Here is a 12,056-nt window from a genome sequence, read left to right on the forward strand (position 1 = left end):
CCGGACGAAGCCGTCCTGTTCCGGGCGATGGCGCCGCGCCACGGCGTCGTGCCGACCATCACCGGGGACCCGGTGTCGGAGGACAACGCCGGATTGGCGTCGGGGCACCGCTGCGTCAGCGTGGGCCACAAAACCCCGATCACGAACGGCACGCTCCGCGCGCTGAGTCGGGTGGGCGTGTCGTACATCTCCACCAGGAGCGTCGGGTACAACCACGTCGACGTGGAGTACGCGAGGAGCGTCGGCATCTCCGTGGAGAACGTCGCCTATTCGCCCGACAGCGTGGCCGACTACACGGTGATGCTGATGTTGATGGCCATCCGGAACGCGAAGGCCACCATCAGGCGCACGGACGCCCACGACTACCGGTTGCACGAAGTGCGCGGGAAAGAGCTGCGCGACCTGACCGTCGGGGTGGTCGGCACCGGCCGGATCGGTTCCGCGGTCATCGACCGGCTGTGGGGGTTCGGCTGCCAGAAGCTCGCCCATGACATCCGCCCCAGGTCCTCCGCCGATTACGTCCCCCTCGACGAGTTGTTGCAGCAGAGCGACATCGTCACGCTCCACACACCGCTCGACGCGACCACGCGCCACCTGCTGGACCGTCGCCGCATCGGGCAGATGAAGCCCGGCGCGTTCGTCGTCAACACCGGCCGGGGCGGGCTCATCGACACCGACGCCCTCATCCGGGCGTTGGCGGACGGCCGGTTGGGCGGTGCGGCGCTCGACGTCCTCGAAGGCGAGGAAGGGATCTTCTACGCCGACCGCCGGGACCGGCCCTTGCCCAGCGCGCAGCTGGCGCGGTTGCAGGAGATGCCGAACGTGCTCATCAGCCCGCACACCGCCTACTACACCGACCACGCCCTGAGCGACGTGGTCGAGAACTCCCTCGTCAACTGTCGCGACTTCGACCGCAGGAAGCAGCACTGGATATGAAGATCGGCATTGTGTTCGGCGGACGCTCCGAGGAGCACCCCGTCTCCGTCAAGTCCGCGCGGGAGGTGGCGAAGCACCTCGACACCGGGAAGTACGAGCCGTACTACGTCGGGATCACGCGCAACGGCGCCTGGCGGCTCTGCGACGGGCCGGACGGGGAGTGGGAGCACGGGGGCCGCCCGGTCGTGCTGTCGCCGGACCGCGACGCGCGCGGGCTGCTCGTGCTGGACGACGGGCGGTACCGGACGATCGACCTGGACGTCGTGCTGCCCGTCCTGCACGGCAAGCAGGGCGAGGACGGCGCGGTGCAGGGCCTGCTGGAGCTGTCCGGCATCCCCTACGCCGGCTGCGACGTCCAGAGTTCCGCCCTGTGCATGGACAAGTCGCTCACCTACCTGGTCGCGCGCAGTGCCGGGGTCGCCACGCCGGAGTTCCGCACCCTCACGGCGGGCGAGCACGTCGACCCCGACCGGCTGACCTACCCCGTCTTCGTGAAGCCCGCCCGCTCCGGATCGTCGTTCGGGGTCGGCAAGGTGACCCGCGCCGAGGACCTGGCGACCGCGGTGGAGGCCGCGCGGCGGTACGACTCGAAGGTGCTGATCGAGGAGGCGGTCGTCGGCAGCGAGATCGGCTGCGCCATCCTCGGGAACGACGGCGAGCTGGTCGCCGGCGAGGTGGACCGGATCGCGCTGTCCCACGGCTTCTTCCGGATCCACCAGGAGAGCGAGCCGGAGAACGGGTCCGAGAACTCGGTCGCGATCGTCCCCGCCGACATCCCGGCCGAGTCGCGCGCGCTCGTCCGCGAGACCGCGAAGACCGTGTACCGCGCTCTGGGCTGCCGGGGGCTGGCGCGCGTGGACATGTTCCTGACGGAGGACGGCACGGTGGTCCTCAACGAGGTCAACACCCTGCCCGGCCTCACCTCGTACAGCCGCTACCCGAGGATGATGGCCGCCGCCGGGTTGTCGCTCGGCGACGTGATCGACCGGGTCGTGTCCCTGGCCGTGCCCGGGGCGGTGCGATGAACGGCGATTTCGCCTTCCTGGACGAGGTGGTGCCCGGCATCCGCTGGGACGCCAAGTACGCCACCTGGGACAACTTCACCGGCAAGCCGGTGGACGGCTACGAGGTGAACCGGATCGTCGGCACGAGGGCGTTGTGCGAGGCGTTGGGCAACGCGCAGGAGAAGGCCGCGACGCTCGGCTTCGGGCTGCTCGTCTGGGACGGCTACCGCCCGCAGCGCGCCGTGGACTGCTTCCTGCGCTGGTCGCGGCAGCCGGAGGACGGCCGGACCAAGCCGCGGCACTACCCGAACATCGACCGCGCCGAGATGGTCGGGAAGGGGTACGTGGCCGCCAGATCCGGTCACAGCCGGGGCGGCACGGTGGACTTGACGCTCTACCACCTGGGCACCGGTGAACTCGCGCCCATGGGCGGCGACCACGACCTGATGGACCCGGTCTCGCACCACGGCGCGCCGGGGATCGGCCCCGTCGAGGCGGGGAACCGCCGGCGCCTGCGGTCGATCATGGAGTCGTGCGGCTTCCGGGCGTACGAGTACGAGTGGTGGCACTACACCTTGACCGACGAACCGCACCCGGACCGCTATTTCGACTTCCCCATCGGTCCGTGACGTGGTCCGGCGTTCGGCCTTCGGGCGAGGGCCGAACGCCGGACCGGTCGTCGTGGGAGGAGGTCACTGGCCGGTGCGCGGTGGCGCGACGGGCAGCCGCACCGCGATGCGCAGCCCTCCCTCGGCCCGGGGCGTGAGGGTGAGGGTCCCGTCGTGGGCCTGGACGATGCTCTTGACGATGGCCAGGCCGAGGCCGACGCCGGCGTGGTCGCTGCGCACGCGTCGGGTGCCGCGCTGGAACGGCTCGGTGAAGGTCGGGATCAGCTCCGGCGTCAGGCGTGCCCCGGTGTTCTCGACCTTGAGCACCGCGTTCCGGGAGTCGGCGCCGGTCCGGACCCACACGGTGCCCCGGTCGGGCAGGTTGTGGACGATCGCGTTGTGCACGAGGTTCGTCGTCATCTGCAGCAGCAACGCGTGCGAGCCGGTGGTGGGTGCCGCGTCGCCGGACGTCTCGATGGTGAGGCCGCGTTGCTCCGCGAGCGGGAGGAGCGTTTCGGCGGCTTCCTCCGCCACGAGCGACAGGTCGACCGGCTCCCGGCTGAAGGTCCGCCGGTTGGCGCGGCTGAGCAGGAGCAGCGCCTCGGTGAGGTCGATCGCCCGGGTGTTGACGAAGTGCAGGCGTTCCACGAGTTCGCCCGCGTCGCGGTCCGGGTCGTTGCGGGCCACGTCGAGGAGGGTCTGGGTGATCGCCAGCGGGGTGCGCAGTTCGTGGGACGCGTTCGCGGCGAAGCGCTGCTGCTCGGCGTCGTGCGCCTCCAGCCGCGCGAGCATGGTGTCGAAGGCGTCGGCGAGTTCGCGGAACTCGTCCGCGCGGCCCTCCAGCCGGATCCGGTGCGACAGCGACCCCTCGGCGGCCAGGCGGGTCGCCTGGGTGATGCGGGTCAGGGGCGCGAGCATGCTGCCCGCCAGGAGCCAGCCGCCCACGAGGCCGAACACCAGCAGGAACAGCATCGCCAGGCCCGCCTTCGGGACGAACGCCTCCTCCAGCGCGGTGCGGTCGGGCACCGCCGGGCCGGGGCGCAGCGTCCCCGGCAGGTCGCGCTCGGGGTGGATGACCTCGGGCACGTACCGCAGCAGGAACACCCACACGACCGCGAGCAGCAAGACGCCCGCGAGCATGAGGAACCCGGCATAGCTGAGGGTCAGCTTGAGGCGGACGCTCAACCCCGGTTCCCTATCCACGGTCCCGTCCCGCGGGTCCGGCGTCGGGCGCGGCGTCAGCTCCGGTGCCGGGCGCGGCGGCGGGCGAAGTGTCGGGCGCGGTGTCGGACGAAGTGCCGGGCGTGATGTCGGGTGCGGTGGCGATGCGGTAGCCGACGCCGGGCACGGTGGCGATGACCCAGGGCTCGCCGAGGCGTTTGCGCAGTGCCGAGACCGTGATGCGCACGGCGTTGGTGAACGGGTCGGCGTTCTCGTCCCACGCCCGCTCCAGCAGCTCCTCGGCGCTGACGACGCCACCCTCGGCGGCGACGAGGACTTCCAGCACGGCGAACTGCTTCCGGGTCAGCGCGACGTACCGGCCGTCCCGGTAGACCTCCCGGCGGAACGGGTCCAGCCGCAGGCCCGCCAGCTCGCGCACGGGCGGCCTGTTGTGCGCACGCCGGCGGTCGAGCGCCCTGAGCCGGAGCACCAGCTCCGGCAACTCGAACGGCTTGGTGAGGTAGTCGTCGGCGCCGAGTTCGAAGCCGGACGTCTTGTCGTCCAGCCGGTCGGCGGCCGTGAGCATCAGGATCGGCATGCCGCTGCCGGAGGCCACGATGGTCTCGGCGACCTCGTCGCCGGACGGCCCGGGAATGTCGCGGTCGAGCACGGCGATGTCGTAGGAATTCACGCCCAACAACTCCAGTGCGGTGTCCCCGTCACCGGCGATGTCGGCGGCGATCGCCGCCAGGCGGAGCCCGTCCCGGATCGCCTCCGCCAGATAGGGCTCGTCCTCGACGATCAACACACGCATGCCCCGATGCTACGGGCGGTCGCATATCGCCGGCATATCGAAAAACCGGAACGCCCCGGCAACACCGCGTTGCGTTCATTGGCGGCATGCGCTACAGCGAACCAGCAGGTACGGCGGTCCGCCGCACCCGATTCCCGGTGTCCTCGACCGCCCGGCGCGCACACGGCGCCGTGCCCCGCCCGGTGACGGTCTTCGACGACGGGAGCCCGGCCGTGGTGAACCTCGACCCCGACCTCCTCACCGCCCTGCGCCGGGCCGCGACCGACGCCGCGCGGGACGGCGTCGAGTTCTTCGTGAATGGCGGTTGGCGTTCCCCGGAATACCAGGGAGAGCTATTCCGCGAGGCGATTTCAACGCACGGGTCGGCAGCGGAAGCCGCCCGGTGGGTGGCCACCCCCGACACCTCCGCGCACGTGTCGGGGCGGGCCGTCGACATCGGGCCGCCCGCCGCGCGGAGGTGGCTGTCCGAGCACGGCGCGCGCTACGGCCTGTGCCAGGTCTACCGCAACGAACCCTGGCACTTCGAGCTGCGGCCGGAGGCGGTCGCCGGCGGCTGCCCGCCGATGTACCCCGACCCGACGCACGACCCGAGGATGCGGCGGTGGCGGGCCTGATCACCGCTCGCGCCGGGCGGTGACTGGAAGTTGTCGGGGAGTCACGGTACGTTGGGAGCGCTCCCAGAAAGCGCCTTCCACCCTGCCTCGAGGAGCCGAACCATGTCGCGACGACGTTGTCGCCCGGTCACCCTGCTGGCCGGCCTGCTCGTTCTGGCCCTGTCCGCCCTGCTGTTGCCCTCGGTGTCGACGGCCGGCAACGCCGCCGTCGGCGCACCCCGCGCCCGCGCGGTGCCGGTCGCCGAGTTGACCGTCGTGTCCGAACAGGTGGCGTTCGGCCTGCGCCGCCCGGTCGCGATCACCGGCCTGCCGGATGGCCGGATGCTGATCGTGGAGAAGGAGGGCACCGTCCGCTCCTACCGGCCCGACACCGGGCTCGCGGCGGAGCCCGTGCTCGACCTCACCGCCCGCGTCGACTCCTCCGACAACGAACGCGGCCTGCTCGGCATCACGCCCGCGCCGAACTTCTCCCGGACCGGGATCCTGTACGTGGCCTACACGAGCCTGCCGGCCGGCGAGCTGACCCTGGCACGGGTGCCCATCGGCGCGCCCGAACGGCTCCAGGTGCTGCTCACCCAGCCCCACGCCGAGTACGGCAACCACAACGGCGGCCAGGTCGCGTTCGGCCGCGACGGCTACCTCTACTGGTCCCTCGGCGACGGCGGCCACACCAACGACCCGTTCAAGGCCGGCCAGAACCTCGGCACGCTGCTCGGCAAGATCGTCCGGATCGACGTCAACCGCGCCTGCGGGACGAAGCCCTACTGCGTGCCCGCCGGCAACCCGTTCGTCCGCGTGCCGGGCGCGCGGCCGGAGATCTGGCTCTACGGGCTGCGCAACCCGTGGCGGTTCTCCGTCGACCCGGTCGACGGCTCGCTGTGGATCGGCGACGTCGGCCAGGGCCTGGTCGAGGAGATCAACCACATCCGCCCGTCGCAGGGCGGCGCGAACCTCGGCTGGTCCTGCAAGGAGGGCACCCCGGTGTTCGACCCGCAGCAGTGCCGGCCCGGCGGGCGGTACACCGACCCGGTCTTCGAGTACGACCACTACAACGACAACTGCTCGGTGACCGGCGGCGTGGTGTACCGGGGTTCGCGGACGCCCGAGGCGTGGGGCACCTACATCGCGAGCGACTACTGCTCGACCCGCGTGTTCGCCGTGCGGCCCCGGCTGGACGGCACCTACGAGAACGCGGTGATCGGCTACTTCCCCACCCAGCCGACCGCGATCGGCGCCGACGCCCAGGGCGAGCTGTACGTGCTGAGCGACCTGCCCGGCTACCTGAGCCGCGTGCGGTTCGAGCGCGTGCAGCCGACCTCCGGCGCGACGAACCGCTGATCCCGCGAGACCCCCGGGGACGGCCGCCCACCGGCGGCCGTCCCCGGACCGATGTGCCGGTCCCGGCGGGGGAACGCCCGAGGCGTCCACAGCGAGCCCGCGACGGCGCGATGCCGACCACGATCGGCATCCGTCGAGCGCCCGAGGTGCCGCAGTGATCGTCAGCGACCCGGCCGTTCGGGACCGAGGGCTGGAAGCACCCGTTCCGGGGGTGCCTTTCAGCGGATCGTGTGTCCGTGGATCCCGGATTCCGTTGCCACACTCGGTGCACGACCGTCGGCACGGAGGGGTTGATCAACGATGCGGGCATTCGGTCGCGGCGCCGGCCTCGCGCTGGTGGCCGCGGTGGTGTTGCTGGTCGGTTCGACGACACCCGTGGTCGCGGTGGCGTCCGCGAAGGACGGGCCGATCACCGCCGTCTACGTCGAGGTGAACAACAACCGCCAACTGCGCGAGGTCGGCAAGTACCGGCTCGCCAAGGACGGCGCGAACGTGTTCGACATCGCCATCATCTTCGCCGCCAACATCGACTACGACCCGGTCCGGAAGGCCGCGAAGCTGACCTTCAACGAGAACGTGCGGTGGGTGCTCGACAACGCCGACACGCAGATCCGCCCGCTCCAGCGCAAGGGCATCAAGGTGCTGCTGTCGGTGATCGGCAACCACCAGGGTGTCGGCGTGTCGAACTTCCAGACCCGCGAGGCGGCCGCCGCGTTCGCCGCGCAGCTCGCCGACGCGGTGCGCGAGCACCGGCTCGACGGCATCGACTTCGACGACGAGTGGGCCGAGTACCACAAGGGCAAGCCGGTCAACGACTTCTCGTTCCCCTACCTGGTGTCGGCGTTGCGCGGCCACCTCGAGGACGAGCTGATCACCTTGTTCTTCTACGGCCCGGCGAGCAAGAGGCTGAAGTACGGCGACATCGACCTGGCCAAGGTGTTCGACTACTCGTGGAACTCCGACTACGGCAGCTGGGACGTGCCGAAGATCGACCTGCCCAGGGCACGCCTCTCCCCGGCCGCGGTGGACTTCACCGCAACGCCCGCCGACACCGCCACCCGGCTCGCCCGGCGGACCGTGGAGGAGGGGTACGGCGCGTACCTGACCTACAACCTCCCCGGAACCGACTCGCACGAGTACGCGTCCGGCTTCACGCGCGAGCTGTACGGCAGTGACGCGGTCTACGTCGGCGACCACATCCCCTGCCGGCCCTGCGCCGCGTCGGCCGGGCGCTGACCTCCTCGGCGACCACCGGCGGCGCGGTCCGGGCCGGCGGTGGTCCGGCGTCCGGGTGGTCCGGGCAGCTCGGGATCAGGAGCGCCGGGTGGCGACCACGGTCAGCTCGTGGCGGTTGTGGTGCAACTGGCGGGCGAAGGTGACGTCGTAGCGCTTGCGCAGCAGCCTGCGGCAGCGTTCCACCACCTCCACCGGGCGGTGCGTGCCCGTCTTCAGGGTGAGGATCGCGACCGCGCCGGGGCGCAGGCGCGCGGCGGCCTCCAGCATCACCTCGCAGCTCAGCTCCGGGTCCATCCGCATGTCGTTGACGACCACGTCGAACGCCCGGTCCGTGCGGCGGAAGAACTCGCCCGCCGTCGTGCGCTCGTGGTGCACCCGGCGGTCGGCCGCCACCTGCGGCGCGAGGTCGCCCGGGTCGACCGCCCACACCTCGAACCCCTTGGTCCGCAGGATCCGCGTCCAGCCGCCGGGGGACGCGCCGAGGTCCACCGCGCGGCCGCCGGTCGGCAGGTCCGAGGGGAACACCTGGAACAGCTCCTCGAGCTTGAACTCCGCGCGGGAGACCTGCGCCGGATCCCGCGCCAACCGGACCCGGCCGCCCGGCCAGTCGGTGAGGCTGTCCGCGGCGGTGTTGACGCCGAGCCGGACGCCCTCGGCCGTGATGCAGCAGGACAGCACGACGGGTTCGCCCGCCCGGCCGACCCGGACGCCGTCCTCGGCCATCGCCTCCGCCACGGCGGCGAACAGCTCACCCGACGTGTACCCCATCCGCGGCGACCCGCTGGCCCACACCTGCACCGCGAGCCCCGCGCCGCCGAGCCCGTGCCGCGACACGACCTCGCGCGCCACCCGGGCGATCGCCGCCGGGTCCGCCCGCTCGGGGCCCGTGACGTGGGCTACCTGGTCGGTCAGGTGCTTGACGAACACGATCTCGGCCCGGCGGCACACCTCGGCGACCTCGGCGGCGGTGAGGCCGACGGCCAGTCCCTCGTCGGGGCCGACCCGCTTGACGTCGAGCTGCCGGCCGAAAGCGTTCTTCAATTCCAGGGAGGCGTCGCGGTAACTGTCCTCCGCGGTGGCGAAGAGAACGCCGTCGGGTGAAGTCATGTGAGGGCCATTCGTGGGAGGGAACCGTTCGGCGGGCACGAATCTCGACGGCGGGGAATTTTACCACTCCGCGCGGGCCGGCCGGATTACCGCCCGTGCGTCGGCGATGTGCTCTGCGGATCGGAAGTGCGCGGCAATCCGCATCCGACGTGCGAGTCGATTGGCGCGAACGCATTTCGACCGAGCCGGGGAAAGGGGCGATCCGCTGCCGGTGGACAGTGGCAACTGTCGGGGCCGCGGCGGGTGCGGTGGTGGTGATGTGGACGCGCCGTGGGATTCGCGCCACGGCTCCGCTCAAGACTGACTACGGTGGCCACGCGTGCCAGCACGCCGGACGGGACGGCCGTCGCCCGGAGCCGGCGTCGCACCCCACGTCCACGCGCGCCACGGCAGGAGGCACCGGTGCAGGGAACGTCGTCCGGAGGGTCGGGCACGGGAAACCGGCGGGTCGTCGTGATCGGTCTGGGTGGCACGATCGCGATGACCGCGGCGGACGGCGGCGGTGTGGTGCCCGCGCTGTCGGCGGACGAGTTGGTCGCCGCGGTGCCGGGGCTCGCCGCGACCGGTGTCGAGGTCGAGGTGGTGGACTTCCGGCGGGCGCCCGGCGCGTCGTTGACCTTCGCCGACCTCGCGGCGCTGGTGGCGGAGGTCCGGCAGCGGTGCGCGGCGGGGTTCGACGGGGTGGTGGTCACCCAGGGCACCGACACCATCGAGGAGACCTCCTACCACCTCGACCTGCGGCACACCGCGCCGCAGCCGGTCGTGGTCACCGGTGCGATGCGCAACCCCACCCTCGCGGGCGCGGACGGTCCCGCCAACCTGCTCGCCGCGGTCCAGACAGCCGCCCACCCGGACGCGCGCGACCTCGGCTGCCTGGTCGTGTTCGCCGACGAGATCCACGCCGCGCACCGCGTCCGCAAGACGCACACCACCAGCGGCGCGACGTTCGTGTCACCCAACGGAGGGCCGCTCGGCCAGGTGGTCGAGGGCACGCCCCGGATCCTCAACCGCCCCACCGGCCGCACCGTCCTGCCCCACTCGGACGACGAGCGCCGGGACGTGCGGGTCGGGCTCGTCACCGCGACGCTCGGCGACGACGGGGCGCACCTGGCGGACCTGGCCGTGGACGGCCTGGTCGTGGCGGCGTTCGGCGTCGGCCACGTCCCCGACACGTGGGTCGCGCCGCTGGCCCGCCTCGCCGCCCGCATCCCCGTGGTGCTGGCCTCCCGCACCGGCGCCGGCCCGGTGCTCGCCGGCACCTACGCGTTCCCCGGCTCCGAGCGCGACCTGCTGTCCCGGGGGCTGATCGGCGCCGGCTTCCTCGACCCGCTCAAAGCCCGCATCCTGCTGCACGGCCTGCTCGCCGCCGGGGCCGACGCGGACACCGTCGCGTCCGCGTTCGGTCGGCGCTGAGCACCGGCCGGGATCAGCCGGAGAACATGTCGTCGCGCCATTCGGCGCGGTCCTCCCCGCCGGCCGCGGCGTCGGTCTCGCGGGCGCGCAGCTCGACCCGGCGGATCTTGCCGGAGATGGTCTTCGGCAGCTCGAAGAACTCCAACCGGCGCACGCGCTGGTAGGGCGCGAGGTGCTCGCGGGCGTAGCGGAGGATCGACCCGGCGGTCTCCGCGGTCGGCTCGTGGCCCGGCGCGAGGGCGACGTACGCCTTGGGCACGGCGAGCCGGACGGGGTCCGGGGCCGGCACGACGGCCGCCTCCAGCACCGCCGGGTGCTCGACCAGCACGGACTCCAGCTCGAACGGGCTGATCTTGTAGTCGCTGGCCTTGAAGACGTCGTCGGTGCGGCCGATGAACGTGACGTAGCCGTCCTGGTCGACGCTCGCGACGTCACCGGTGTGGTAGAAGCCGCCGGCCTTCGCCTCGGCGTCGCGCTCGGGATCGCCCTGGTAGTCGGTCATCAGCGGCAGCGGGCGGGCCGAGAGGTCCAGGCAGATCTCGCCCTCGCCGGGACCGGTGACGACCTCGCCGGTGACGGGGTCGACGAGCGCCACCGGCACGCCGGGCAGCGGCCGGCCCATGGACCCCGGTTTGACCGCCGAGCCGGGCGTGTTGCCGATCTGGGCCGTCGTCTCGGTCTGGCCGTAGCCGTCCCGCAGGGTGAGCCCCCACGCCTGCCGCACCCGGTCGATCACCTCGGGGTTCAGCGGCTCGCCCGCCGCGATGACCTCGCGCAGCGAGCCGGGGCCGCCCGACAGGTCGGCGTTGATCAGCATCCGCCACACCGTCGGCGGTGCGCAGAACGTGGTGACGCCGTGCTCGCGGATCCGCTCCAGCAGCGGGCCGGGCTCGAACCGGCGGTAGTTGACGACGAAGATCGTCGCCTCGGCGATCCAGGGGGCGAAGAAGCACGACCACGCGTGCTTGGCCCAGCCGGGCGAGGAGATGTTGAGGTGCACGTCGCCCGGCCGCAGCCCGAGCCAGTAGAGGGTCGACAGGTGCCCCACCGGGTACGAGACCTGGGTGTGCCGCACCAGCTTGGGGCGCGACGTGGTGCCGGAGGTGAAGTACAGCAGCAGCGGGTCGTCGGGCGCGGTGCCGGGGTGGGCCGCGGGCGCGACGTCCAGCGCCGCGGCCTCGGTGGTGTCGGCCCAGCCCTCGGCGCGTCCCACGCAGAACCGGCCGTACTCCCCCGGCACCCGGTCGAACCTGCCGACGTCCGCCGCCGCGCACAGGACGTGCCGCGCGCCGCCCCGGTCGATCCGGTCGACCAGGTCGGCCGGGCCCGCCATCGTGGTGGTGGGCGTGATGACCGCGCCGAGCTTCATGATCGCCAGCATCGACTCCCACAGCTCGACCTGGTTGCCGAGCATCAGGACCACGGGGTCGCCCCGGCGGACGCCGCGGTCCGCGAGCCACGCGGCCAGGCGGTCGGAGGCGACGGCCAGCTCGTCGAACGTGCGCGTCGTGACCGTGCCGTCCTCCTCGGCGATGACCAGCGCCGGCCGGTCGTTGCCGCGGGCGATCGCGTCGAACCAGTCGACGGCCCAGTTGAAGCGCTCGCCGGGGTCCGGCCAGCGGAACTCGCGGACGGCACGGGCGTGGTCGTCCCTGAGCGCCAGCAGCGCGTCACGCGCTGCGCGGTACGCCTCGGTCGCGGTCATCGTCGTACTCCTTCGTGGCGCGCCCGGTCCCGGACGGCACGACTCTGCGTGAGCACGCTCGCCACCGACTACCCACGGAGGGGGGTAGCGCGCCCTTGACCTCGTCGTGCCTGCTGACCG

Annotated in this window: 11 protein-coding genes; 7 read left to right on the forward strand and 4 right to left on the reverse strand. The window is 72.3% G+C overall.

Annotated elements, in window-relative coordinates:
- Positions 1-27 precede the first annotated feature (27 nt).
- Genes ACWEFJ_RS27585 through vanX form a run of 3 tightly spaced genes read left to right on the forward strand, consistent with a single transcriptional unit; the run spans position 28 to position 2,569 of the window.
- Positions 28-936, forward strand: coding sequence for a D-isomer specific 2-hydroxyacid dehydrogenase family protein (locus tag ACWEFJ_RS27585; protein ID WP_449715520.1), 909 nt, complete (start codon positions 28-30; stop codon positions 934-936).
- On the forward strand, positions 933-1,961 hold the full coding sequence (vanA, locus tag ACWEFJ_RS27590; protein WP_449715481.1) for a D-alanine--(R)-lactate ligase: 1,029 nt from the start codon (positions 933-935) through the stop codon (positions 1,959-1,961). The genes ACWEFJ_RS27585 and vanA overlap by 4 nt, the downstream gene beginning before the upstream one ends.
- Positions 1,958-2,569: a D-Ala-D-Ala dipeptidase VanX gene (gene vanX, locus ACWEFJ_RS27595; RefSeq protein ID WP_449715482.1), complete on the forward strand. Its 612-nt coding sequence runs from the start codon at positions 1,958-1,960 to the stop codon at positions 2,567-2,569. The genes vanA and vanX overlap by 4 nt, the downstream gene beginning before the upstream one ends.
- A 63-nt stretch (positions 2,570-2,632) precedes the next feature.
- Here the strand turns inward: vanX and ACWEFJ_RS27600 are convergent, their stop codons facing one another.
- Positions 2,633-3,751 (reverse strand): sensor histidine kinase, encoded by a 1,119-nt coding sequence (locus ACWEFJ_RS27600; protein ID WP_378091499.1) that lies wholly within the window; start codon positions 3,749-3,751, stop codon positions 2,633-2,635.
- On the reverse strand, positions 3,744-4,523 hold the full coding sequence (locus ACWEFJ_RS27605; protein WP_449715483.1) for a response regulator transcription factor: 780 nt from the start codon (positions 4,521-4,523) through the stop codon (positions 3,744-3,746). Before ACWEFJ_RS27605 ends, ACWEFJ_RS27600 begins: the two co-directional genes overlap by 8 nt.
- A 182-nt stretch (positions 4,524-4,705) precedes the next feature.
- Here ACWEFJ_RS27605 and ACWEFJ_RS27610 point away from each other — a divergent pair, with 182 nt between their 5' ends.
- The 3 genes from ACWEFJ_RS27610 (at position 4,706) to ACWEFJ_RS27620 (ending at position 7,711) form a co-directional block, all read left to right on the forward strand.
- The gene (locus tag ACWEFJ_RS27610; RefSeq protein WP_449715484.1) at positions 4,706-5,137 is read left to right on the forward strand and encodes a M15 family metallopeptidase; all 432 of its coding nucleotides are present in this window, start codon (positions 4,706-4,708) and stop codon (positions 5,135-5,137) included.
- A 102-nt stretch (positions 5,138-5,239) separates the two neighbouring features.
- Positions 5,240-6,475 carry a PQQ-dependent sugar dehydrogenase gene (locus ACWEFJ_RS27615; protein ID WP_378091505.1) on the forward strand — a complete coding sequence of 412 codons (1,236 nt, stop codon included), beginning with the start codon at positions 5,240-5,242 and terminating at the stop codon, positions 6,473-6,475.
- Positions 6,476-6,775: 300 nt separating this feature from the next.
- Positions 6,776-7,711, forward strand: coding sequence for an endo-beta-N-acetylglucosaminidase H (locus ACWEFJ_RS27620; protein WP_449715485.1), 936 nt, complete (start codon positions 6,776-6,778; stop codon positions 7,709-7,711).
- Positions 7,712-7,786: 75 nt separating this feature from the next.
- Here the strand turns inward: ACWEFJ_RS27620 and ACWEFJ_RS27625 are convergent, their stop codons facing one another.
- Positions 7,787-8,818, reverse strand: a complete 1,032-nt coding sequence (locus ACWEFJ_RS27625; RefSeq protein ID WP_449715486.1) for an SAM-dependent methyltransferase — start codon at positions 8,816-8,818, stop codon at positions 7,787-7,789.
- A 453-nt stretch (positions 8,819-9,271) separates the two neighbouring features.
- Between ACWEFJ_RS27625 and ACWEFJ_RS27630 the strand changes: the two genes are divergently transcribed.
- Positions 9,272-10,231 carry an asparaginase gene (locus tag ACWEFJ_RS27630; protein WP_449715487.1) on the forward strand — a complete coding sequence of 320 codons (960 nt, stop codon included), beginning with the start codon at positions 9,272-9,274 and terminating at the stop codon, positions 10,229-10,231.
- Positions 10,232-10,244: 13 nt separating this feature from the next.
- Here the strand turns inward: ACWEFJ_RS27630 and ACWEFJ_RS27635 are convergent, their stop codons facing one another.
- Positions 10,245-11,936: an AMP-binding protein gene (locus ACWEFJ_RS27635; protein ID WP_449715488.1), complete on the reverse strand. Its 1,692-nt coding sequence runs from the start codon at positions 11,934-11,936 to the stop codon at positions 10,245-10,247.
- Positions 11,937-12,056: the final 120 nt, after the last annotated feature.

It is taken from the genome of Actinosynnema sp. NPDC004786 (assembly GCF_053601135.1).